Here is a 23,546-nt window from a genome sequence, read left to right on the forward strand (position 1 = left end):
TTTGTGGTATGGTACGCCCACTTCAACCCCGAGGAACCGACAAGAATGCAGCGCATGATCGAAATCTCTTCACCATTTTTCCTGAACCCTGATGAACTGTCAACGCCCGCCGACTGGGCCACCGTTTTCGGAAACGCCAATCCCCTGGCCCTGGAGATCGGTTGCGGCATAGGCGACTTCATCGCCAAGACCGCCAACGACAACCCCGGCATCAACTATATTGCCATCGACTTCTACAACAAGGGGTGCGACAAAACCTGCCGCCGCCTCGAACGGCTGGCTATTCCCAACGTCCGGGTCGTGCGGGACGAGGCCCGCAAGTTCGTCGTCGATCGCATCCCTAGGGAGTCCCTTTGTGCGGTCCACATCAACTGTCCCGATCCCTGGCCCAAGAAGCGCCACCGCAAGCGCCGCCTCGTGAACCGGGAGTTTGCCTCCTTCATCCGTGATTACCTGGCGCCGGGGGGCGATTTCTTCTTTGCCACCGACTTCGACGACTACGGCATCGATGTGGCGGAGTTTATGCCGGGAGTGGAGGGGTATGTGAACATGCTTGCCCCGGACCGCTACCGCCACGAACTGGAGGGGTACCACCTCTCCAAGTACATGATGAAATTCATGGCCGAGGGGAAGCGGATATACTTTGTCCACTACCGGAAATCGGCGGAGGGAGCACTGTGAGCGGCGGGGAGCGCTACCTGACCGCCGGCCTCCCTGGCACCGGCGGAACCATCAAGGAGACCGCCGACGATTTCGTGGTGGAGGAGATTCCCCTCTACCTTCCCTGCGGCGAGGGTGAGCACGTCTATGCCCTCATCGAGAAACGGGGGGTGACGACCCTAGATGCCATTCGCCGCTTGGCCAGGGTGCTGAAGCTGTCCGAGCGGGACGTGGGGTATGCGGGCATGAAGGATGCCCGGGGAGTAACCCGCCAGACCGTGTCGCTTCCCCGGGTGAAACCCGAGGAGGTGCTCGCTCTGGAGCTTCCCGGCATCAGTGTTCTCTCCGCGGAACGGCACCGGAACAAGCTGAAGCTGGGGCACCTGGCGGGAAACCGGTTCCGGATCCGGGTCAGGGGGGTGGTGCCCGACGCCGTGGCCCGGGTCGAGGCGATTTTAGCGGTGCTGGAACGGCGCGGCGTCCCCAACCGCTTCGGGGAACAGCGCTACGGCGCCCAGGGGAACAGCCATCTCATCGGCCGGGCCATGCTGGCCGGCGACTGGCGCGCTGCGGTGGATCTTCTCGTGGGCGATCCGTCAAAGGTTACGGGGGAGGCGTGGCGGAGCGCTATTGAGGCGTACCAACGAGGGGAACTGGAGGAGAGCCTGCGCCTCTTCCCGGGTCACTGCCGCACCGAGCGGGACGTCATCCAGCGCCTCGTGAAGCGCCCTGACGACTTTGAGGGGGCCTTTCGCGCGGTCAATCCCCGGCTCAGGAAGCTCTACCTCTCCGCCTGCCAGTCGGCTCTTTTCGACCACGTGGTGGAGGCACGGCTCGACTCCCTCGACACCGTCCAGGAGGGGGACCTGGCCTGGAAGCACGCAAACGGCGCCTGTTTCCTCGTAACGGACCCCGCGGCCGAAGCGCCACGGGCGGAGCACTTCGAGATCTCCCCCACCGGCCCCCTCTTCGGCTGTCGGATGATGATGCCCGAGGGTGAAGAGGGGGCGCTGGAACGGTCGCTCCTGGCGGCCGAAGGGGTGGAGCCGGCCAGCTTCGACCTCCCCGGCGGACTCCGGATGGAGGGGGAGCGGCGGCCCCTGCGGGTTCCCCTGGGCGATCCCCGGGCTTCCGCGGACGCTGACGGGCTGGTGCTGGAGTTCTCGCTTCCCAAGGGGAGCTACGCCACGGCAGTCCTGCGGGAGGTCGTGAAGGGCGGGTAGGCCGGATTGAATTACGGCCGGGGCCTGGAGAAATCGCGGTAAAAGCCGATACAATGTAAAACAGCCGCAATACAGCCGAATCCCCATGGGGAGGTGCTCTAATGGAGCATGATCGCGAGTGGTACGACGTCAACATCTTTCGTCCCCGGAAGGGGTACATGACCGGCGAGGTGGTGATCATCCTTTTCGTCCTCCTTGGCTGGGCAGTGGCCAACTTCGGCGTTCAGGCCATCCTCTGGCTTCTCTCCGAAACTCCCCAGGGAGAGGGTATCCTGACCCGCCTCACCTTCCTCTCGTTCCCCTGGCATTTCTGGTTCACTGCCCAGTTTCTCCCCCTCTGGTTCATCATTCTCTGCATCCTCTTCAACATCTACATCGACCGGCACACGGAGCAGCACAGCAGAAGGAAGGATCGAAGCCATGACTGACGCGGGGCCTAACCTCATACCCCTCATCATTGTCACCCTTGCCCTTGCCTCCTTCATCGTGGCGGGGCTCCGCGCCCGGGCCCGGAGCGCCAGCGATTACGGCATCGGTGGCCGCTACATCGGCCGGATCGGCGGCGGGGCCGCCATTGCCAGCAACTGGATGAGCGCCGCGAGCCTCCTCGGCATGGGGGGACTCCTCTACCTCCACGGGTACTACGCCCTGGCCTACGTGATTGGCTGGACCGGCGGGTACGTTCTCCTTCTGGTCCTCATGGCGGGACAGATCCGGCGTTTCGGCAAGTACACGGCGCCGGACTTCGTGGGGGACCGCTACGCGTCGCCCATGGCAGGGCTCATTTCAGCCGGCATCTCCATCACCATCTCGATCATCTACTGCACGGCCCAGTTCAAGGGGATCGGGATGCTCTTCGCCTGGCTCTTCGGCACCGACTACCGCAACGGCGTGATCCTTGGGGCCGTCGTGGTGGTGGGATACGTGATCATCTCGGGAGTGCTGGGTGTGGCCCGCAACCAGCAGCTCCAGTATACGCTCCTCATTGTTTCCTTCATCCTTCCCCTCATGGTGCTGGCGTACAAGCTCGGCTACTTCTGGGTTCTCCCCCAGTTCGGCTACGGGGTGGCCATCCAGGACCTGAAGCGGGAGTTCGGCATTAACTTCGCCGCCCCCTTTGCCTCGGGTTCCCTCTTCCAGTGGATATCCCTCTGCTTTACCCTCATGGTGGGGACCGCCGGGCTCCCCCATGTGCTCTCGCGCTTCTACGTGGTCCCCAATATCCGGGACGCCCGGTGGAGCCTCGTGTGGGGGCTCTTCTTCATCGCCCTCATCTACTGGTCGGCTCCGGCCTACGCCGTCTTTGCCCGGCTTCTGGAGGCCCGCTCCGGCGTCTCCCTTTCCCCTGCAGCGGCTGAGAGAATGGCCGACCTTGTCGTCATTAAGACGGCGGTCATGGGGGGGCTCCCTCCGTGGATGATCGGCATCCTTGCCGCCGGGGCCGTGAGCGCAGCTTTCTTCACCGTGGCAGGGCTCCTCATCACCGGTGCCTCCTCCTTCTCCCACGACATTTACTACCGTTTCATCAATCCCCGGGCGTCGGAGACCACCAAGATGGCCCTTTCCAAGGCGGCGGTGGTGGCCCTGGCCGGCGTGGTGCTGGTGGTGGCCCTCGACCCGCCCGGGCTCATCGCCGAGATTACGGCCGTTGCCTTTGCCCTGGCCGGCAACACCATTTTCCCCGCCTTCCTTCTGGGTATCTGGTGGGGGAGGGCCAACCGCCACGGAGTCATCGCCGGGATGCTGACAGGCGTTGTCATCACCTTCTCGGCGCCCCTCTTTGGCGGCTTTCTGCCGCTGGTGGCCGACATCTTTCCCCTCACCTCGTCGGCCTTTTTCGGTGCACCCACTGTTATTGCCATAATGGTCGGGGTGTCGCTCCTGACGCCGCCGCCTCCCGACGAGGTGCGGCGGTTCCTGGCCGAGCAGGTTCACGGCCACATGGACTGACGACGACGGTAAAGGAGCAGCAACATGGCGTTGTTACTTGGAGCGAAAGGTGAGGATCTCCTGACCCGGCGCGGCACGGCCGAGTTTGTCGAGCAGGTGCGGCAGGGGCTCTATGCCCGCATGGCGCACTTGTCGGCCGGAGATGAGGAGTTGCTGCTTCTGGGGGTGAGGAGTACCCTCGAAGAGGAACTGGCGGCTGAACAGCGGTGCCGGGAGGATTTTTCCCGCGCCCTGGACGAGACGGACCAGGCCGAGGATGTCCAGGAGCTCATTCTGGTCCAGGACCGTCTGCGTGCCATGGCAGTCGATCACTTCCGCCGCCGTGGGTCGGTGACGGCGTTTCACCTCATGCGCACGGTGGCCCTGGACCGGATCACAGGGGCTGCCCTGAGGATAACCGTCAGCCAAATGGCTGTGGGAGGTGTTGGGCTGCCGGCCGGGCGCTGGTGCTGGATGGCTCTTGGTTCCGCGGGACGGGGCGAGGTGGGTCGGTTTGATGCCTGCGACTTCCTGCTGGTCCACGAGGGAAACGAGGCTGGTTCGTCCTTCGTGGGGTTCAGCGGCAGGGGCGCTGGCCTGTTGGAGCGGTTGGGCATCCGCAGCCGCGCTGGCATTACGCCCGCTTCTTCCTCGTGGCGTGGCAGTCTCGCGGAATGGCGCCAACGGATTGCAGTCAGGGCGCTTGAGGGGGGAGGGGACCTGGATTGGCTCATTCGCCTGGCCGATCTGCGTCTTGTGGCCGGGGACCCCTCCCTTGCCGCCGAAATGGTCAACGTGGTCCGATCCGCACTCACGGCCCAGATCGATCCCCTGCGGGAGATCGCCCGGCGGACGGCGATGATGCAGTCGGGCTTTGACTTCTTTGGCAGACTCCGGGTGGAGCGGGGGATGTTCAATCTGTCCCTCTACGGTATCGGCCCCATTGTGGCCAATGTGCGGATCATGACGGTGCGCTTCGATATCCAGGAAACGGCGACGACGGAGCGGATCCGGGGACTCCTCTACGGGGGGCGGATCGACGTGGAACTGGCGGAGCGGCTCCTGCGGGCCTGGCACTGCTTCTGTCGCCATGCCATCCAGCGGGAGATTGCCGGCGAAAACGGCATTCTCGTTGATGTCGAAGAATTTGGGGAGGATGCGGAGCACGAACTCCACGCGAGTCTCGAAGCGGTGGGAAGCCTCCAGAAGATCGTCTACAGCAGCATCAGCGGACAGGGGTGAGGAGGATGCGGATATCCCTCTCCACCGGTACCCTCTTTACCTTTCCTCTCGGCAAGGTCATGACCATTGCCCGGGAGGCAGGGTTTGACGGGGTGGAGCTCATCGTCAATCAGGATTTCCAGAAGGTCAACTGCCGCACCCTGATCCGGGAGCTTGCGGAGATCCTTCCGATCAACTCCATGCACGCCCCCTTCATGCCCCTGGATGGCTGGGGGAGTCCCATCGACTCCCTCAAGCGGTGCGTGGAGCTCTCGGCAGACTGCGGCATTCCGCTGGTGAACTTCCACCCCCCCTCGTGGATGGGGTTCGAGCTGAGTTTCTGGCGCTGGCTCTACCGGGTAATGGACTTTCAGAAGGAGGTGGGGCAGGGGGGGGTCATCGTCACCCTGGAGAACATGCCGTGGGTGGGTAAGCGGGTCAGGATGAACCCCCACATCCTCTCCAGTACGGCTAAGTTCATCGACTTCATTCAGGAGCGCAACCTGTTCATGACCTTCGACACCACCCACATGGGGTCGGGGAAGGCCAACTTCATCAACGACTTCTATCTCTGCTACAACAGCGGCCGGATCAGGAATATCCACTTTTCAGACTACGGCCACGGCCGCGAGCATCTGCTGCCGGGACACGGCATCCTTCCGCTCACCCGCTTTCTCAATCATCTGCGCAGCACCGGCTACAACGATACCCTGACCCTTGAACTCTCCCCCGAAGAGTTTCCCCGCGACGAGCGGATCATCGTGGAGAGCCTCAGCGAAATTCTCTCCTATCTCCGTAAGGAGACCGAACATCCTACCCCCTGACGATGTAGACCGAACACGGGGAGTTCTTCACCACCTTGTGGGAGACGCTTCCCAGGAGCTTCCGTTTCAGGAATCCTTTCCCCGAACTACCGATCACGATTACGTCAATCTGTTCCTTTTCCGCGAAATCGATGAGCTCGTCCGCGGGATCGCCATACACCACCTTGATTTCGAGAGGGATATCCGCCTCCTTCGCGTTCTTCTCGATGACATAGAAGACCCGCTCCCTCAGTTCGTCCCATTCCTTGGTTTCCGTGATGGGAGGCGGGGGGACGAAGTCGGTGAAGGTGCTCCGCGGGGCATTGGGGAGGACCAGCATGGCGTAGATTTTGCTTTTGAACTGGCTCGGGTTCCCCGCAGCCATCCGGACCGCCTCTTCGGCCGCCTTGTCGGAGAAAGGGGAACCGTCAATGGCCACGAGGATTTTTTTACGCAGATTAAGCATGGGGAATCTCCTGGAATAGAACAGACATAGAGTTGTCCGGGAGTCTCGCCGGCTCCTAGGTAAGGCGGGAAAAATAATCGATTGGGATGAGGTTATGGTATGAGACCATCGATATCGGCTGACGCTATCTCCGTGACACGACTATAAAATAAATAATGAGTCTTGACAATTATAAAACGATATTCTACAGTTCAGGGGGTTTTCGCATAACTATATAACGGGAAGTGGATCTGGATAACGGAGTGACGGTTTCTGGCAGGGACGTTACCCTTGACTTATTTCCCCTTAAGGCTTATGTAAGAAGGCTTATTTCTTTCTGTGAAAGAGGAGGGCCAATGGCCAAGAAGGATAAATCGGAATATATCATTCAGGCGGTCGATCACGCCCTTGACCTTCTTGAGCAGTTTCATGAAGATGTGGACGAACTCGGCGTTACGGAGCTCTCCAAACGGCTGAAACTCCACAAGAACAACGTGTTCCGGCTCCTTGCCACCCTGGAGTCGCGGGGCTATATCGAGCAGAACAGGGTTACGGAGAACTATCGGCTCGGGCTCAAGACCCTGGAGCTGGGGCAGACCTTCATCAAGCAGATGGGACTTCTGCGCCAGTCACGGCCGGTGCTCGAGTGGCTTGTCAAGGAGTGCAACGAGACCGCCTATGTGGCGATTCTCAAGGAGCAGAGCATTGTCTATCTGGACGTGGTGGAGACCGACCTCACCGTGCGGGTTGTCCCCCGTGTCGGTTCCCGGCTTCCGGCATACTGCACGGCAGCGGGAAAGGTTCAGATTGCGTACATGCCCGACGAAGAACTTGATGCCTTTTTCCCGACCAAAGAGCTCAAGCCGTACACTCCCAATACGATCACCGACCGTGACGTGCTGCGGAAGCACCTGAAGGAAGTGGCGGAGCAGGGGTACGCCATCGACAACGAGGAACTTGACCTGGGGGTCCGCTGTGCCGGCGCGCCGATCCGCGACTATACCCGCCGGATCATCGGCGCGGTCAGTCTTTCCGGGCCATCCATGCGTTTTACCGACGAGAGGATGGCAAAGGAGCTCATTCCCCTCATTACGCAGGCCGCCGATGAGATTTCCATGAAACTCGGCTACCACAAATGAAAAAGCCCCCGGATTTACCGGGGGCTTTTTTCTATTCTCTCCTTCCAAAGGGCAACCACCTGCCGTTCCGTCTCCTCTGGCGTCCCCCGGTTGTCAATGACGGCCGAGCCGTGGGAAGCCTTTTCGTCCATGGGCATCTGGGCTGCGAGCCGCTGTTCGGCCTCCTCTCGCCTGATTCCGTCGCGCTCCGTAAGTCGAGCGAGCTGTGTCTCCCGATCGGCGTACACTACCCAGATATCGTCAACCCGGCCGGTTGCTCCCGCTTCGATGAGCAGGGGCGCCACGTAAAAGACCGCTGGTGCGTCGGAACGGCGGGCCTCTGCCAGTCGCGCTTGTGACAGGCGGGCGATGGCGGGATGGGTTATGGCCTCCAGGCGTCGCCGTGCATCCGGATTGGCGAAGACGATGCGCCCCAGTGCTTTGCGATCAATGGTGGCGTCCGGCAGGAGGATCTCCATGCCGAAGGCGGCCACGATGTCCTCGTGGGCCGGGGTGCCGGGGAGAACAGCTTCCCTCGCGAGAAGGTCGGCATCGATAATCGTGGCCCCGAGCCGTTCCAATATCCGCGCAACGGTACTTTTTCCCGACGCTATCCCGCCGGTCAGTCCTATGACTAGCATGGCTCCCTCCCTTGATGACCGGGAACCATTCCATACTTTGTTAAAGCTGTCAATCGGGAAGGGGTGCCCGAAGCGGCAGGCTCACTGGGATGCGACGATGGCGTCATCTTCCAGTCGGAAGGTGATTCCCCCCTCCATGTCATCTTTCACTTCAAGGGTCTTGGTGCCGATGGAGATGACAACGCCGCTCAATACGGCCCGCTCCACGCGTATCAGGGCATCGGCGGCCTGTTCTAGTCTCTTCTCAAGCCGTTTCTTTTCTCCCTTGAGTTCCGATAGCGCCGTTGCGAGCTTTTCCTTGGCATGTCGGGTCTCATTGATCTGCTCGGGGGTGCCTTTTAGGGGGGTAGAGGCAAAGTAGTCAAGCCTCTTGGTCAACTCGTCGAGTTCACGTTCCGCTTCAGCGATCTTCAATTTGACGGTGGAGAGCTTTTCCTTTACGTGGGGATTGACTCCCACGCTCACTGCGGTGTGGACTCCCGCGTGGGAACCGAGGGTGACTGCCTGGATTCGCGATACCGCCTGGCAGGATCCGCCGATGATGTGTCCTTTCGTGGTCCCCTCCTGGCCGACCACGACCTGGGTGCCGGCCACTAGGTTGCTTTGCATGGCAAATCCTGCAATCTGGATCATGCCGCCGGCCTCCACGTGGGCGTTTTCCACAAAGAGGGCCTCAATGTTTCCCTTTGCGCGGATCAGGGCGCGTTCTTGGCCTGACTTACCCTTGGGGTCTCGGTTCTCTCCCGGGCCGATTATCCCTCCCCGTACCACAATGTCTCCCTCTGCCTCCAGGGTGGCCCCTTCGACGACACCGCCGACGGAGATGTCGCCCGTGGCACGCACGGTCATTCCCGGGATAATATCCCCGGAAATGTCAATGGAGCCCTTGAAGGAGATGTTGCCCGTTGAAAGGTCGACGGTTTTGACCTTGATGACCGGCTCAATCATGACGCCGTTGGCCACGAGCACCGGTTGTCCGTCGATGGTGGCGATGAGAAGGTCGGGGTCGTCGGGAGCAAAGGCCGTGCCGGGCAGATTCGGGGTAAACTTGAGATCTTTTGCCGGTGGCGCCGAGACCTCCTTCCCCATGAGGTTGACGCCCGGTTTTCCCGGGGTTGGAGGAATTCGGCGCATGAGGGGATCACCTGCCTTGACGCTGCTTATCTCTCCACGGTCGCGATAGTCGACGGTTTCGTTGTCCTGAAGTTCGGGTTGCCGGTCGCGTGCCTGGGGGATCAGGCTTACCAGTTCCGCGTCGGTCCCCTGCTCAGGGGGAATCCCCCGCGCAATGAGCAGGTCCGTGGCCTCGCCGGCCTCCATGACCGCCTCGATTTCATCGGTGAGGACTCCATAGATAACCCCCCGCTCTTTGAGGGCCTGATGCAGCTGTTCCGGGCGTACCGGTTTCCCCCCATAGGGGCGGGTCAGGGTCAGATAGGCCTCGATGTTGTCCGGGGTGTTGCGGATGATGTAGGTCCCGTCACGTTGTTCGCCGATATCGTAGACGAACTCCTGAGTTGCGGCATTATAGCGCTTGATGAGCTCCACGAGGGCATGGTCGTAGATGAAGAGATCGGCGAAGCCGCCGGCGACGAGGGCATGTCTCAGGAAGCCGAGGTTTACGGAGGCTTTCTCGGCCGCAGGCACGTAGATGGCCTTGAGCTTGCGGTCGTCGGCAAGCCTGAAGGTGAGACCCGAAGGGTTTGAGGGGGATTCTCCCATGCTTCCACCTTACTCGGTTGGGTGTCGTTGAGTCTCTCTGAAGACGTGCGTCTATAGGCATACTCATCGGATGGTTGCAAAAAAACTTGAGCCACCCCAAGCAATTTGTGTGAAGGGGTATTAGAGCAAAAGCGTACCGTCCCTCAAAAGCACCGTGGGGGAGCCGTCGGCGGCTATGGCGGTGAGGGTTGGGCGGTAGAAGACGTAGTCCTCGTGAAACGGCGTCTGGACCGTGCCGCCGAAGCCTGAATTGTCACCGAGGGCGATGTGGATAGTGCCGAGAATCTTCTCCGCTTCGAGTATGTTGTCGGGCCTGGTTGCACGGTCATTGGTTCCAATGCCGAGTTCGGCGATGTTGCGGTTCTTTCCGTTCTCGGCGAACCGGCGTTCAAGCCACTCCCGATGGGGTTCGTCGCCGCGGATATCGGTCACCATTCCGTTGCGCACGATCAGCTCCACGGGGGAGGAGAGCTTTCGTGTCGGTCCATACTCCAGCACCATGACTCCTTCGCTCGTCCCTTCGAGGGGTGCCAGGTAGACCTCGCCAGCCGGGAGGTTGCCGAAACTCCCCGGTGCGGTCAGGAGGCCGTCGTCCCCCTCGGCCCGTCGACCCGCCTTGCCGATCCGCATCCGAGTTCCGTTGGGGGTTTCGACAAGGATTTCCACCGCTTCGTTGACTGCCGCCGCAAGCTGTTTGGTCCGTTCTGCCAGGGCATGCCAGTCGACCTGCATGGAGGTATAAAACATTTCGGGGTCAAAGTGGGGAAGACTCGCGAAACGCCCTCCGGCCGCGTTCACGAGGGACCGGAAGCGGGTATGGCTCGTGGAGTTGTTTGCCAGGGCCACCACCACGTCAACCACGTCACGACGTCGGGCAAGGACCAGCTCCCTGGAGCGCTCGACATCGTCCTCTGTTGCCTCTTTTGCCAATAGACGCGACAGAATCCCCTCGGCGGCAAGCGTGTCGACAATGCCATTCCCGAAGGCCGATCGCCAGAGAGTTTCCGGCGGCTCGGCTCCCGATGCGGCAGTAGCGGAGAATGAAACGAAATCCGTCCTGCCGTACGTTGTTTCCGCGAAGCGGGCGGCTTCCTCCGCTACCTGCAAGAGGCGCTCGCGACGGTTCCGGTCTGAAGGGGCCGGTGCCTCATCAATGCGGATTGTGTCACTGAAAACAAGTATCCGTTCTCCGCTGTGAATCCCCATATTAATCTCAAGCAGCGATCTGAAAGCATCCTGATACATTGCAGGCTCCTTTTCCGTGTGGATGGGTCACAACTGGTGGCTGTCCGGGAACTATACCAGAGGGGGAGAGGTGGGGCAATCATAAGGGAAAACCAATGATTTGTTATTTTTTCCCTTGATTTATCAAAGGATGTTGTGATAGATAGTGCATACTGTATACAATTGTGGCTAGCTAAAACAATTAATAAATACAAGTGGTTAAGCGATATAGATCCTGTCAGTGAAGGTCTGAACGGAGGCGTGCGTGGCACAGGTGGTTTTTTCGAGCTGGGGAGGGACTGTCGTCGATAATCGCGCGGGTAGCGAGGCGAAGGACGCAAGCTTCAGGCTCCCGACTACCCTGGACGGTGACCGGGCGTTGGCCGCCTTTATGGGGTGGGACGGCATCATTGTTTTCGATAAGGGTGTCGATGTTCCGGCCATGGCCGCGGAATACATGAAGAGGGTGCAGACCCTGTACTGCTGCGGCAAGTGCACTCCGGGCAAGAAGGGGACCCGTGTTCTTATGGACGCGTTGGCCGCCATCGTCGAGGGGAGAGGGACTGAAGCCCATCTGGATACTATCACCGATCTGGGCGATCTCCTGGCAAACTGCAAGTGTACCCTCTGTCAGTCGTCCACGGTGCCGGTCATTGATGCGGTAAAGCATTTCCGTGATGACTTCCTCGCCTACATCAATGGCGCCCAAAAGCCCACGGCAAGCCATCGCTATATCGAGAAGTACACCGCCCCCTGCATGGATCGCTGTCCTGCCCATATCGACATCCCTGCGTACATCGAGGCCATTAAGGAATATCGCTTCGATGAATCGCTCCACGTCATTCGCGAGAACATGCCCCTTGCCTCTGTCTGCGGCCGGGTCTGCCCCCATCCGTGTGAAACCCACTGTCGCCGCAAAAACGTGGATGATTCGATCAATATCATGGTGCTCAAGCGCTCTGCGTCCGACTACGAGTGGATGCACAACGTTGCTCCACCCATGAAGCCGCAGTCCCGCAAGAATAAGACTGTCGCCATTGTCGGGGCCGGGCCTGCCGGTCTTGCCTGTGCCTATTATCTGGCCCTTGAAGGGTATCCCTGCACCATCTACGAAGCCCTCCCCGAAGGGTACGGCGGCGGCATGATCGCCGTGGGTATCCCCCCCTACCGGCAACCGCGGCACCTGCTGCAGCGGGACATCGACATTATCGCCTCCATGGGGGTTGAGATCATCTACAACACCCGCATCGGCGTTGACATCTCCCTCGAGGAACTCAAGAGCAAGTACAATGCTGTTTTTCTCGCTCCCGGCGCCCACCGCTCGAAGCCCATGGGGGTCGAGGGTGAGGACAAGGGGTACAAGGGGTTCCTCAGGGGAGGGATCGATTTCCTCCGTGAGGCCTATATGGGACGCCCCACCGGCATGGGTAAGAAGGTGGTTGTCGTGGGCGGCGGTAACACTGCCATCGACTGCGTCCGCGTTGCTCTGCGCGAAGGGGCCGAGGAGTCGGTCCTCCTCTATCGCCGCTCCCGGAAGGAGATGCCGGCCGACGTGTGGGAGGTGGATGGCGCAGATGAGGAGGGGGTACGCTTCGAGTTCCAGGTGCTTCCCACCAGAATCATCGTCGATCAGAACGAACAGGTTACTGGCGTCGAGTGTGTCCGGATGGCCCTCGGAGAGCCCGACGCTTCAGGGCGCCGTCGTCCCGAACCGGTTCCCGGCAGCGAGTTCGTGGTTGAGTGCGATACGGTCATCCCGGCCATCGGCCAGGACCCGGACCTCTCGTTCATTCCCGAGAAGATGGGAATCGATATCACCAAATGGAATACCGTGGTCACCAAGTACATCCCCCTCAAGGACGCAGCGGGCAAGGATCTGAAGGATGGGATGGGTAACCCCCTCGTCAGGACTCTCATTACCGACCTGGACGGCGTCTTTGCCGGTGGCGATGCCGAGATTGGTCCTCTGACCGTCGTTGCCTGCATCGGCAATGCCCACCGGGCGGCACGGGTCATCCAGCGCTGGCTGGAGGAGGGAAAGGCGTACCTCACCGACGACGAGTTCATGGAGGACATCCTTACCAACCTGCCGGTCTACGACAAGGGAGAAGCGGTGCCGTGGCTCGACTCGGTTGAGAGGGCGCACCAGGCCGAAGTCCATGGCCGGGAGCGGGCCAGCAAGGGGAACTACCAGGAAGTCGAGCTCGGTTTTGCCGACAGTCAGGCGATCCGCGAAGCAGAGCGTTGTCTGCGTTGCTACCGCGTCGCAATGGCCGCGGTCTAATCCACACAAGTCAGCATGTCACTTCGGCCCAAGGCCGGGGCCATGGCGGCCCGGGAGTCGGTGACGACCCCGGGCGCTGGTGTGTCCCGTGCCTGGGCCGCTTTCCAGGGGTGAAACGGATATGGTCAGTCTTACAATTGACGGGAAAGACATCTCAGTAGCCAAGGGGAGCACCATCCTTGAGGCGGCGGCACAGCTCGGCATCACGATACCGACTCTCTGCTGGCTCAAGAAGGTATCGCCCACCGGCGCATGCCGCGTCTGCGCGGTTGAGGTTGAGGGTGTCGACCGCCCCATGACCGCCTGCAACACGCCGGTAAAGGACGGAATCAAGGTCACGACCCAGTCCGAGAAACTTTCCCGGATCCGTCAGAAAATCATGGAACTGATGCTGGTGAACCATCCTCTCGACTGCCCTGTCTGCGACGCCGGCGGCGAGTGCGATCTTCAGAACTCCTGCTACGGCCTCGGGGCGTCCCGACAGGAATACTCGGCGCTTCTGGAGCGGCGGGAGATCCGCTACAACTGGCCCCTCATCGAAAGCGACCCGAACCGCTGCATCCTCTGCGAGAAGTGCGTCAAGGTCGACCATGAGGTTGTGGGTTGCGATGCCATTGCCGTGGTGAACCGGGGCGAGGCGACAATCATCGACACCGTGGATGGCCAGCCCCTCAACTGCGAGTTCTGCGGCAACTGCGTCGGCGCCTGTCCCACCGGTACCCTCATCAGCAAGCCTTTCAAATTCCGGGGCCGCCCCTGGGCCTTTACCGTAACCAAGAGCGTCTGCGCCTTCTGCTCCACCGGCTGCCAAATCGAGTATCACACCCGTAACGGTCGTGTCGAAAGGGTCACGAGCGACGACAATAACTTCAACAGCGGCAATCTCTGCATCAACGGCCGTTTCGGGTACAGCTATATCAACTCTGCCGACCGCCTGACGCAACCCATGGTGCGGGGCGAGAAGGTGGACTGGAACGCCGCCATGGGGGCTGCCGCGACGGGGCTCAAGGAGATCGTCGCCAAGTATGGTCCCGACGCAGTGGCAGGATTTGGTTCGCCCCGTGTCACCAACGAGGAGAACTACCTCTTCCAGAAACTCTTCCGGAACGCCATAGGGAGCGGCAATATCGACTCAGAGGCGCGACTCGGCTTTGCCCAGGCGCAACGGGTGCTTCGCGAGAGAGTCGGCCTCCAGGGTGCCAGCGCTACCATCGACGCCATTGACCGGGCAGGCGCCGTTCTTGTCTTCGGTTGTGACCTGAACGCAGAAGCAACCGGCATCGAGTACCGGGTCATCAAGGCTGCCACCAAGAATGACGCAAAGCTCGTCTTGGCGAACATGCGGGACGTTAAGTTGAAGAAGTTTGCCAACAGCCACCTCAAGTACCGTCCGGGGAGCGAGCTCGCTATCATCAACGCCCTTACCTGGGTCGTGCTCGACGAAGGGCTGCAGGACAACGACTTTGTTTCGGGCCGCATTGCCAATCTGACCGAACTGACTGCAGCCCTCAGTACCGTATCGGTTGCCGATGCCGCAGTTGCCGCCGGTCTGTCCGAGGCGGACCTTCGCGCCGCCGCCCGCCTCCTCGGCAAGAAAAAGAGTGTGGCTGTTCTCTTCGGCGCCGATCTTATGCGGAGCAGCGGAGCCGTTGAAGCCGTGACTGCTCTCGCGAATCTTGCCCTCGTCCTGGGTGCCCTCGGCAAGGAAACGGGAGGCGGCCTTTTCCCGGTCTACGAAAAGACCAATATCCGCGGTCTCCTCGACATGGGCGTTGCACCCGACACGCTTCCGGGGTATGGGGCACCGTCGGTTTCGGGCAAGGATCTCTGGCAGATTATCGAGGGGATCGAGCAGGGAAGCGTCAAGGCCCTTTATCTCCTCGGGTGCGATCCTGTCGCCTCCTTCCCCGAGGGCGAGAGGATTCGGGCAGCCCTCGGCAAGCTTGAGCTTCTCATCGTTCAGGACCCGTTCCCCGGCGAGTCGGCGAAGCAGGCCCATATCGTACTCCCCTCTTCGGTGGCGGCAGAAAAGAGCGGAACCTTCACCACCATTGACGGCCGGGTCCAGTCCATTGCCAAGGCAGCCAACCCTCCCGGCGAGGCCCGCGAGGACTGGGACATTCTGACCGAACTCTGTAACCGGCTGACGAGTGAGAGCCGTCCGGCGTCCCCCGCTTCGATCATGGCCGAGATTGCGGCACTCGTCCCAGGTTACGGGGCCGATGTGGTGCTGCCGGCTGGCTTCCCTTCCGCTGGGCCGGTTTCACTCGCCGTTTCGAAGGATGTACGTCCGGCTCAGCCCCAGCAGGCCCCTCTGCTTCTTGCTGGCGCAATTCTTTACCATAGCGGCACCACCACCACCTGGTCGGAGAACAACCTTGAGATTGTGCCGGCCGGCTACGTAGAGATCCACCCGGACGACGCCGCCAGGCTGGGCGTGTCGGATGGTTCCTCGCTTCGTATCTCTGCAGGTGTTGTGAGTGTAAACGCCCCCGCGCGGGTTTCTGACAAGGTGCAGCCGGGTCTCCTCTTCGCGCCTTCCCATTTCCGCGCCATGAACGTCAATGCCCTCCTCGGGAAAGGGGCCGGTGTGGTGCCGGTAAAGGTGGAAAAGGCGTAACTGACCTTTTGCCCGAGAACAAAGCACGAAACCCCGCCGTACGAAACGGCGGGGTTTTTTATTTTTGGACGCGCGTGAACACTGTTACTGACAGGCCGGTGTCCATGGGTTTCGGTTCTGGTCGCACTGGTTGGCGCTGTTCAGTTGCCATGGTTCGTCTTCAGGTAGGTGGTGACAGCGGCGTTGTGCTCGTCGAGGCTGGTGGAGAAGTGATGGGTGCCGTTTTTCTTTGAGACGAAGTACAGATAGCGGGTGCGGACGGGGTTGAGGGCGGCCTCAACCGCTCCCTTGCTTGGATTGCCGATAGGGCCGGGGGGAAGTCCGGCAATGAGATAGGTATTGTAGGGCGTTTGGCGCTCGATGTCCTGCTTCGTGACGGTGCCGGCGAAGGCCCTGATGCCGTAGACGGCGGTGGGGTCGCTCTGGAGGCGCATCCCCTTGGCAAGCCGGTTGTGAAAGACCGACGAGATGAGGGGGCGCTCCGTAGCAACTACAGCCTCTTTCTCGATGAGAGAGGCGAGGGTTACAACCTGAACAGGGGTCATGCCGATGCGGTGCGCCGCGTCGGCGAGTTGACCATCGCAGACCTTGTGGAACTGTGCCGTCATGGCCCTGATAAGTGCTGCCTCGTCCATGGTGCGTGTCACATCGTAGGTGCTCGGGAAGAGATACCCTTCGACGCTTTTTCCTTCAATCCCCAGTTCGGCCAGGAGCGCAGGGTCGGTGGCAGCCTTGAGGAACCCTTCTTTGCTGAAGAGTTTCTGACTCTCAAGGAGTTCGGCCAGTTGGTGGATGGAGTATCCTTCGGGGACGGCGAACCGGCGCACCGCGACCTCCCCGTTGAGCATCATGCGGAGAATTTCCCCGGGCCGCATTCCGTTGCTGAACTGGTATTCCCCTGCCTGGAGTTTTCCTGATACTCCCTTGAGACGGGTATGGATGACAAAGAGGCGTGCGCTGGAGACAATCCCGTCCCGTTCGAGGTCGGCGGCAATCCTGGCGACGGATTCCCCCTTCGCAAAGTCGACGATCCGCACTGTCTTGCCATCTCCGGCTGGAAGGGCGAGAAAGAATAGATAGCGGGCAGGGAGGACCAGGATCAGAAGGAGCGCAATGGCCGAAACCGCCAGAATACGGCGATCTTTCAGCACGAAGCGCCGGGGCGGCTGCTCTCCGGTTTCGCCGGGAGGGGTATCATTGGGTGGTAGGGACTCTTCCATGGAAACAGGGTGTCACTGAGTGCGTGTCAAGCTTTGAAGCGGTTTTCCGTTCCTGCCCGCAGTCTTGCGATGTTCTCCCGGTGTTTCCAGATTACCAGGAGGGCGATCACAACGGTCACGCCAACGAGGGGGGGGCGCCCGTTCAGAAAAGCCACAACGGGCGGCATTGCTGCCGCAGCTGTTATGGAGCCGAGGGAGATGTAGCGTGACGTGGCGACAACGGCGACAAAAATGCCGAGGGCGATAAGCACTGCCAGGGGGGCAAGGCCGAGAAAGACGCCAAGGGCCGTGGCCACCCCCTTCCCTCCCTTGAAGCCGAGAAAGACCGTATAGACGTGCCCCAGAAAGGCGGCCAGCCCCGCAAGAGCAATCCAGATGTCGGTCATCCCCAGGTATTTGGCGGCGAGGACGGGGAGGAGTCCCTTGAGACAGTCCCCCACCAGGGTGGCGATGCCGACGGAGCGCCCCAGGGTGCGGTAGACGTTGGTGGCGCCGATGTTGCCGCTGCCGGTGGTCCGGATGTCGACGCCGGCAGCCTTGGCCAGCAAGAGTCCCGTGGGTACGGAGCCGAGAAGGTATGCTCCGGCCAGAAGAAGAATTTCGATCAGCATGTGCAACTCCGACAAGTCGTAAAAACGCCGCGAATAGTAACCTAATTCAGCGCCGGGGGCAAGGGTGCGGCTTACTTCGTCCCCCTCCGGTAGACGAAGACGGCGGCCACCAGGAACATGATGTCCCGGAAGATGGCGGTCCAGGCCGTGGTCTTCTCTCCCCCCTGCTTGAAGCAGCCGCAGTCGATATCGAGGCCCCGCACAACCGTGGAGAAGAGGAGGACGATGAAAAATGCATTCATGCAGGCGACGAGGGCCGCGGCGCTCCGGGCTCGCCAGCCGGTAACGAGGAGGGCGCCGCAGATGACCTCGACCCACGGCAGGATGGCCGCCACCAAGTAGTTGCCGGCATAGGGGATGACCTGGTAGTTGGCGATGCTGCCGGCAAAGGCAGCGGGGGTGATGATCTTGATGACCCCGGCGTAGAGGAAGAGGGCGCCGAGACCCACCCGGAGGACCGCGGTGAGGTGTTTCTTGACCGGTTCCATTACTTGTCCCCCTTTGTCACGGGGTGGCCCGCGTCCTGCCACTCGGGGAACCCCCCCTCGTAGACGAAGACCTGGGTGAAGCCGGCCGCCAGGAGCTTCTCGCCCAGGAGCTTGCTGTCGTGGCAGTCGTAGCCGCCGCAGTAGACCACAAGGAGCTTATCCTTTGGGGTCCGTTCAGCAAAGGGAGGGATGAGGCCGCCGGCTTCACCCACGGGGAGGGAGATTGCTCCTCTGATGTGACCCTTGCGGAAGGTCTCTCGGTCCCGGGCGTCGATGATGACCGCCTCGCCGGCATCAAAGAGTTCCTTCACCTGCATAAGCCCCAGAGGAAGAGCTGCGGCCGCAACTGTGGCCGTTGCCGAAGGCGCCTGGGGGGCCGTGTTCGGCGTCTGCTGGGCCTGGACCCCTTCCCCCCGGAAGACGTTCAGGAGGAGCCGATGGTTCCAGGCAATGCCGATCACGGCGGCTATGAGGACGATCGCCGCCATCTCGGCGGCGAGGCGCTTCGCGTCTGACTTCATGGGATGCTACTCCTCCCTGCGGTGGTCGTAGTGGATGACCGTGGCCTTTTCCAGCGTAATCATCCCGCCGCTCATCATGGCATCGATCTTCGGCATGATGGCGTCGAACCTCTCCTGGGAATCCACCACTTCCACTACGAGGGGAAGGTCGGCGGAGAGACGGAGGAGCTTGTCGGTGTGGTAGACGCTGCGGGCACCGAAGCCGGCCACTCCCCGAAGCACCGTGGCTCCCGCGAAACCCTCCTGCCGGAAGAGTTCCACAAGGGCTTCGTGGAGGGGCTTGCGGCCATGCTTGTCCCCTTCGCCGATGAAGATGCGCATGAGAACCTGTTCGCCGATGAGTTTGGTCATGGGATCTCCCGTTACAGGTGCCGTGCCGTCATGATGCCGACCCAGGTGCAGGCGAGGCAGACCAGCACGCTGGCAAGGACGTTTATGGCCGCGGTGATGAACTCGCCGTCTTCCAAGAGCCGGAACGTTTCGTAGCTGAAGGTGGAGAAGGTGGTGAGCCCCCCGAGGAAGCCGATGGTGAGCCCGATCCGCAGTTCCTGGGGGATGAGGGTCGTCCGGAGGCTGAACTCCATAATGAGGCCAATGAGGAAGGCCCCTACCACGTTCACCGCCAGGGTCCCGTAGGGGAATCCCCTGCCGACAAAGGCGTAGACCCATCCCGCGAGGAGGTAGCGGGCAAGGCAGCCGAGGGCGCCGAAAAGAGCTATGGCAACAATGGTCAGCATGGGGCGGTCAGATGCCTCCGACGATCTTCCAATCCTCGGCCTCGCGATGGAGCAGGATGGTCTCCTCGCCGGAAAGTTCCAGGGGTTTTCCAGCGGTCGTCACCTTCATGGCGTAGCGACTGTTCACCGTAGCGTTATCGCCATTGACCGCAATGGCGCGGCTGAGAGAGCGGTAGGAGACGGGGCCAAAGGCGGCGAGGGTTTTTGCGATCTCTGCCCGCTTGGTCCGGGCGTCAATACCCTTGTCCCGGTAAGCGGGGGAGATGAGCGATGCGTAGCGGGCAACGTCGGCCGTTGCCAGTGCCCGTTCCCGCTGCCGCAGCACCTCCTCGATGGAGCGCTCTTCCCGGGCGCAGCCGGCAAGGGCCAGGAGGAGCAGGGCAACCAGCGGAGCGCGCATCAGAAGTTCTTATCCATGAACTTTCGGGCCTCGTCCACGTATTTGCTCGTCCGGTACTCGGCGAAGAGGCGCTGGAAGGCATCGCGCCCCTTGGCCTTGTCGCCGGTGCGGATATAGGCCGAGCCCAGATAGAAGAGGGTTTCGTCGTGGGCCGGGGAGCGGGGGTATTTCTTCAGGGTCTCCTCCAGGCGCTTGATGGCTGCCCCGTACTGGTCGGTACGGTAATAGAACCGTCCCACATAGATTTCGTGCTCCACCTGCTTGAGGCGGCAGACTTCGAGCTTGTTCCGCACCTCCGCGGCGTACTCGGAGGAGGGGTAGATCCGCAGGAACGACTCGAACAGGGTCACCGCGTTGGATACCGGCGTCTGGTCGGTGTCGATGCCGGTGATCTGCTCGTACTGGCTGAGAGCCTGACGGTAGAGGGCGTAGGGAGACTTTTCGTGGTTGGGGTGGAGCTTGCGGAACTCTTCGTAGGAGGCGGCCGCCTCAATGTAGCTCTTGTCGGCGAACTGGGCGTCGGCGATCTTGAGCTCGGCCTCGGTGGTGAGTTCCGGCGAGGCGTAGCTCTCCCGCACCTTCTTCCACTGGGCGATGGCGTCCTCGTAGCGGCCGGAGGTCTGGAACTCTTCCGCCGCCTTGGCCATGGATTCGGGATTGCGGCTCACCGCGTCCGGGGTGGTGGCGCAGCCGGCGGCCACAAGGACGAGGAGGAGAGGGAAAAGAGAGCGTCTCTGGATACGGTTCATGGGGTCCCGCCTTCCGATCTGGTATCAGGGGAAAAGTAGTGAAATCCCCTGATAAAGTCAACGCAAAGTTCCGTCCCGCCCGCAGGGGCCGACAGTTGCCCGGAGGGCGGGACGGCAGATGCGTTACTTGCGCTTGCGCCGGTTCGGGTCCAGTTCCTTCTTCCGGAGCCGGATCGACTGGGGGGTCACCTCCACCAGCTCATCGTCGTCGATGAATTCCAGGGCCTGCTCCAGGGTCAGGATGCGGGGGGGGGTGAGCTTGATGGCGTCGTCGGAGCCCGAGGCCCGGACGTTGGTGAGCTTCTTCCCCTTGCAGGGGTTCACGTCCAGGTCGTTGTCCTTGGCGTGCTGGCCGATGATCATCCCGCCGTAGACCTCGACGCCGGGGCCGATGAAGAGGATCCCCCGGGGCTGGAGGGCGTCCAGGGAGTAGGCCGTGGTCTCGCCGTTCTCCATGGCGATGAGGACCCCGTTCTTGCGTCCCGGAATATCACCCTTGTAGGGGGCGTAGTCGTGGAAGGTGTGGGTCATGACTGCGGTGCCGCGGGTCTCGGTGAGGAGCTCGCCCCGCAGGCCGATGAGTCCCCGGGCCGGCACGATGAACTCAAGGCGCACCGTCTCCCCCATGGGCTGCATGGAGGTCATCTCCCCCTTGCGGGGGCCCATCTTCTCGATGATGGATCCCTGGAACTCGGAGGGGACGTCCACCACCAGGTACTCCATGGGCTCCATCTTCTTGCCGTCCAGCTCCCGCATGATGACCTCGGGCTTGGAGACCGCCATCTCGAACCCCTCGCGCCGCATGTTCTCGATGAGGATGGAGAGGTGGAGCTCGCCGCGGCCCGAGACCTTGAAGGTGTCGGCGTTGCCGGTATCCTCCACCCGCAGCGACACGTTGGTCCGCAGCTCCTTGTCGAGGCGGTCGCGGATGTTGCGGGAGGTGACGAATTTCCCCTCCTTGCCGGCGAAGGGGGAGGAGTTGACGATGAAGTTCATGGCGATGGTGGGCTCGTCGATGGAGACGTAGGGGAGGGCAACCGGGGTGTCGGCGGCGGCCAGGGTCTCGCCGATCCCCACCTCGTCGAAGCCGGCAACGGTGACGATATCGCCGGTGCACGCCTCGGGGATCTCCACCTGCTTGAGCCCCTCGTATCCCAGGAGCTTAGAGATGCGGCTCCGTACCACGCTTCCGTCGCGGCGCACCAGGGCCACGGTCTCGCCGGCCTTGACGCTGCCGTTGAAGATTCTGCCGGTGGCGATGCGGCCGATGTAGTCATTGTAGTCGATGTTGGTGACCAGGAGCTGGAACGGCGCCTTGGAGTCGCCGGCGGGGGGGTGGACGTTGCTCTCGATCACCGCGAAGAGAGGTTCCATGCTGTTGGATTCGGAGGCCAGATCCAGCTTGGCGAAGCCGAGCTTGGCGCTGGTGTAGACGATGGGGAAGTCAAGCTGCTCGTCATTGGCGTTCAGTTCGCAGAAGAGGTCGAAAACCATGTCCACCACCTCATCGGCCCTGGCGCCGGGGCGGTCGATCTTGTTGATGACCACGATGGGCTTGAGCCCCAGGTCCAGGGACTTCTTGAGGACGAAGCGGGTCTGGGGCATGGGGCCGTCCAGTGCGTCGACGAGGAGAAGCACCGAGTCCACCATCTTCAGGACCCGCTCCACCTCGCCGCCGAAGTCGGCGTGGCCCGGGGTGTCGACGATGTTGATCTTGTAGCGGCCATGGTGCACCGAGAGATTCTTGGCGAGGATGGTGATCCCCCGCTCCTTCTCAAGGTCGTTGGAGTCCATGACCCGCTCGGTAATGGCCTCGTTCTCGCGGAAAACTCCCGCGTGCTTCAGCATGGCGTCCACGAGGGTGGTCTTGCCGTGGTCGACGTGGGCGATGATGGCGATGTTCCTGATCCGTTCTTGCATGGGTGGTGCGTGCTCCTTCTGCCGTGAGGCGATAAATTGCTAGGTGGGGTAGCTGGCAAACGAAAAAGACGAGCATCGGCTCGTCAGGAAAAACGCTTTAGTATGGCAAGGTTCAGGCTAAAAGACAAGTAAAATATGGAATATGTTTCGGAGAGGGGTTGCGAGGAGGGGGAGATTCGTGGCATATATGTTGCTTCGATACAAGAAACCGCTTATCTTAAGGTGTGCCATGTGGATCATCAAGGACTTCATCCGTACCGTCAGGGAAGGGGCGGCAAATGGCGACCGGCCCGTGCTGGCGGCCATGTTCTGCCTGTTCGTCCTCTCTCTTGCCCTCATTGCGTATGGCCTCGCCAAGTAGCCGGACCGACTGGTGAAAACCCCCATGAAACGAATAATCTCCGCAATCCTTTTCCTTCTCCTCCTTCCGGCCTTTGCCGCCGCGTCCCGTCAGCTTCCCGTGGACGGGGGCACCGTCACCTCCGGCATTGGCTGGCGCCTCGACCCTTTCGGCAGCGGCCGGATGACCTACCACCAAGGGGTCGACATCGCCGTCCCCGAGGGAACCCCGGTCTACCCGACCCAGCGGGGGACCGTCACCTTTGCCGGCCCCTACAAGGGGTACGGCAACCTGGTGGCCGTGGACCACGGCAATGGCTACGTGACCCTGTACGGCCACAACTCGACGATTCGCGTCACGCCGGGGCAGACGGTGGATACGAAGACCGTCATCGCCCTGGCAGGGAGCACGGGGCGCTCCACCGGCCCCCATGTCCACTACGAGGTGCGGCAGAACCCCGGTTATGACAAGAAGGCGCGGGAGCGGCTAGAGGAGCAGCTGAAGGCATTGGTGGCCGAGAAAGTCAATGGCTGGGTCGATGAGCACGTGGCGAAGGGTGAGGGTGACGAAGGGGTGAATGCAGAGGAGTCCCGGCAACACCCCTTGGCCGGCCTGGCCCTGCCGGGGGGCGAGGAACTGCCATAAGCTACCCCCGCCGGGAGGGAGGAGG

General features: G+C 61.5%; 24 protein-coding genes. 11 read left to right on the forward strand and 13 right to left on the reverse strand.

Features of this window, described 5'->3' with window-relative positions:
- Positions 1–45 precede the first annotated feature (45 nt).
- From trmB to KI811_RS08090, 6 genes are all read left to right on the forward strand, one after another.
- Positions 46–681, forward strand: coding sequence for a tRNA (guanosine(46)-N7)-methyltransferase TrmB (gene trmB, locus KI811_RS08065; protein ID WP_214186000.1), 636 nt, complete (start codon positions 46–48; stop codon positions 679–681).
- Entirely contained in the window at positions 678–1,883 is a 1,206-nt protein-coding gene (gene truD, locus KI811_RS08070) for a tRNA pseudouridine(13) synthase TruD (protein WP_214185951.1), read from the forward strand. Before trmB ends, truD begins: the two co-directional genes overlap by 4 nt.
- Positions 1,884–1,984: 101 nt before the next feature.
- Positions 1,985–2,311 carry a DUF4212 domain-containing protein gene (locus KI811_RS08075; RefSeq protein WP_004514346.1) on the forward strand — a complete coding sequence of 109 codons (327 nt, stop codon included), beginning with the start codon at positions 1,985–1,987 and terminating at the stop codon, positions 2,309–2,311.
- Positions 2,304–3,833: a VC_2705 family sodium/solute symporter gene (locus KI811_RS08080; protein ID WP_214185952.1), complete on the forward strand. Its 1,530-nt coding sequence runs from the start codon at positions 2,304–2,306 to the stop codon at positions 3,831–3,833. Before KI811_RS08075 ends, KI811_RS08080 begins: the two co-directional genes overlap by 8 nt.
- A gap of 24 nt (positions 3,834–3,857) precedes the next feature.
- Positions 3,858–5,054 carry a putative nucleotidyltransferase substrate binding domain-containing protein gene (locus tag KI811_RS08085; RefSeq protein ID WP_214185953.1) on the forward strand — a complete coding sequence of 399 codons (1,197 nt, stop codon included), beginning with the start codon at positions 3,858–3,860 and terminating at the stop codon, positions 5,052–5,054.
- A gap of 5 nt (positions 5,055–5,059) precedes the next feature.
- Positions 5,060–5,857 carry a sugar phosphate isomerase/epimerase family protein gene (locus KI811_RS08090; RefSeq protein ID WP_214185954.1) on the forward strand — a complete coding sequence of 266 codons (798 nt, stop codon included), beginning with the start codon at positions 5,060–5,062 and terminating at the stop codon, positions 5,855–5,857.
- Here KI811_RS08090 and KI811_RS08095 read toward each other — a convergent pair.
- Positions 5,847–6,302 carry a universal stress protein gene (locus KI811_RS08095; RefSeq protein ID WP_214185955.1) on the reverse strand — a complete coding sequence of 152 codons (456 nt, stop codon included), beginning with the start codon at positions 6,300–6,302 and terminating at the stop codon, positions 5,847–5,849. The two genes, KI811_RS08090 and KI811_RS08095, sit on opposite strands and share 11 nt — an antisense overlap.
- 335 nt (positions 6,303–6,637) lie before the next feature.
- On the opposite strand from KI811_RS08095, the gene KI811_RS08100 reads away from it, so the two are divergent.
- On the forward strand, positions 6,638–7,420 hold the full coding sequence (locus KI811_RS08100; protein WP_214185956.1) for an IclR family transcriptional regulator: 783 nt from the start codon (positions 6,638–6,640) through the stop codon (positions 7,418–7,420).
- Positions 7,421–7,434: 14 nt separating this feature from the next.
- On the opposite strand, the gene coaE is transcribed toward KI811_RS08100, so the two are convergent.
- The 3 genes from coaE to KI811_RS08115 form a co-directional block, all read right to left on the reverse strand.
- Entirely contained in the window at positions 7,435–8,040 is a 606-nt protein-coding gene (gene coaE, locus KI811_RS08105; RefSeq protein WP_214185957.1) for a dephospho-CoA kinase, read from the reverse strand.
- Between the two features lie 81 nt (positions 8,041–8,121).
- Positions 8,122–9,762 (reverse strand): FapA family protein, encoded by a 1,641-nt coding sequence (locus tag KI811_RS08110; RefSeq protein ID WP_214185958.1) that lies wholly within the window; start codon positions 9,760–9,762, stop codon positions 8,122–8,124.
- 120 nt (positions 9,763–9,882) lie between these two features.
- Positions 9,883–11,007 (reverse strand): aminopeptidase, encoded by a 1,125-nt coding sequence (locus tag KI811_RS08115; protein WP_214185959.1) that lies wholly within the window; start codon positions 11,005–11,007, stop codon positions 9,883–9,885.
- Between the two features lie 244 nt (positions 11,008–11,251).
- Here KI811_RS08115 and KI811_RS08120 point away from each other — a divergent pair, with 244 nt between their 5' ends.
- Complete coding sequence (locus tag KI811_RS08120) at positions 11,252–13,270, forward strand: FAD-dependent oxidoreductase (protein WP_214185960.1); 2,019 nt, start codon at positions 11,252–11,254, stop codon at positions 13,268–13,270.
- Positions 13,271–13,391: 121 nt separating this feature from the next.
- Positions 13,392–15,890 (forward strand): NADH-quinone oxidoreductase subunit NuoG, encoded by a 2,499-nt coding sequence (nuoG, locus tag KI811_RS08125; protein WP_214185961.1) that lies wholly within the window; start codon positions 13,392–13,394, stop codon positions 15,888–15,890.
- 140 nt (positions 15,891–16,030) lie between these two features.
- Here nuoG and mltG read toward each other — a convergent pair whose 3' ends face one another.
- The 9 genes from mltG to typA form a co-directional block, all read right to left on the reverse strand.
- Positions 16,031–17,110 (reverse strand): endolytic transglycosylase MltG, encoded by a 1,080-nt coding sequence (mltG, locus tag KI811_RS08130; RefSeq protein ID WP_246551503.1) that lies wholly within the window; start codon positions 17,108–17,110, stop codon positions 16,031–16,033.
- Between the two features lie 26 nt (positions 17,111–17,136).
- Positions 17,137–17,721 carry a glycerol-3-phosphate 1-O-acyltransferase PlsY gene (gene plsY / locus KI811_RS08135; protein ID WP_214185962.1) on the reverse strand — a complete coding sequence of 195 codons (585 nt, stop codon included), beginning with the start codon at positions 17,719–17,721 and terminating at the stop codon, positions 17,137–17,139.
- Positions 17,722–17,792: 71 nt separating this feature from the next.
- Positions 17,793–18,209, reverse strand: coding sequence for a MauE/DoxX family redox-associated membrane protein (locus tag KI811_RS08140; RefSeq protein WP_214185963.1), 417 nt, complete (start codon positions 18,207–18,209; stop codon positions 17,793–17,795).
- Positions 18,209–18,730, reverse strand: a complete 522-nt coding sequence (locus tag KI811_RS08145; RefSeq protein ID WP_214185964.1) for a rhodanese-like domain-containing protein — start codon at positions 18,728–18,730, stop codon at positions 18,209–18,211. Before KI811_RS08145 ends, KI811_RS08140 begins: the two co-directional genes overlap by 1 nt.
- Positions 18,731–18,736: 6 nt before the next feature.
- The gene (locus KI811_RS08150; RefSeq protein WP_004514331.1) at positions 18,737–19,081 is read right to left on the reverse strand and encodes a DUF190 domain-containing protein; all 345 of its coding nucleotides are present in this window, start codon (positions 19,079–19,081) and stop codon (positions 18,737–18,739) included.
- Positions 19,082–19,092: 11 nt separating this feature from the next.
- Complete coding sequence (crcB, locus tag KI811_RS08155) at positions 19,093–19,467, reverse strand: fluoride efflux transporter CrcB (protein ID WP_214185965.1); 375 nt, start codon at positions 19,465–19,467, stop codon at positions 19,093–19,095.
- A 7-nt stretch (positions 19,468–19,474) separates the two neighbouring features.
- Positions 19,475–19,867, reverse strand: a complete 393-nt coding sequence (locus KI811_RS08160; RefSeq protein WP_214185966.1) for a nuclear transport factor 2 family protein — start codon at positions 19,865–19,867, stop codon at positions 19,475–19,477.
- Positions 19,867–20,616 (reverse strand): outer membrane protein assembly factor BamD, encoded by a 750-nt coding sequence (locus KI811_RS08165; RefSeq protein ID WP_214185967.1) that lies wholly within the window; start codon positions 20,614–20,616, stop codon positions 19,867–19,869. The genes KI811_RS08160 and KI811_RS08165 overlap by 1 nt, the downstream gene beginning before the upstream one ends.
- Positions 20,617–20,739: 123 nt before the next feature.
- Positions 20,740–22,536, reverse strand: coding sequence for a translational GTPase TypA (gene typA, locus KI811_RS08170; RefSeq protein ID WP_214185968.1), 1,797 nt, complete (start codon positions 22,534–22,536; stop codon positions 20,740–20,742).
- A gap of 178 nt (positions 22,537–22,714) precedes the next feature.
- On the opposite strand from typA, the gene KI811_RS08175 reads away from it, so the two are divergent.
- Positions 22,715–22,897, forward strand: coding sequence for a hypothetical protein (locus KI811_RS08175; RefSeq protein ID WP_214185969.1), 183 nt, complete (start codon positions 22,715–22,717; stop codon positions 22,895–22,897).
- A gap of 24 nt (positions 22,898–22,921) precedes the next feature.
- On the forward strand, positions 22,922–23,521 hold the full coding sequence (locus KI811_RS08180) for a M23 family metallopeptidase (RefSeq protein ID WP_214185970.1): 600 nt from the start codon (positions 22,922–22,924) through the stop codon (positions 23,519–23,521).
- Positions 23,522–23,546: the final 25 nt, after the last annotated feature.

The organism is Geobacter hydrogenophilus, assembly GCF_018501225.1.
In the GTDB taxonomy this organism is placed as follows: domain Bacteria; phylum Desulfobacterota; class Desulfuromonadia; order Geobacterales; family Geobacteraceae; genus Geobacter; species Geobacter hydrogenophilus.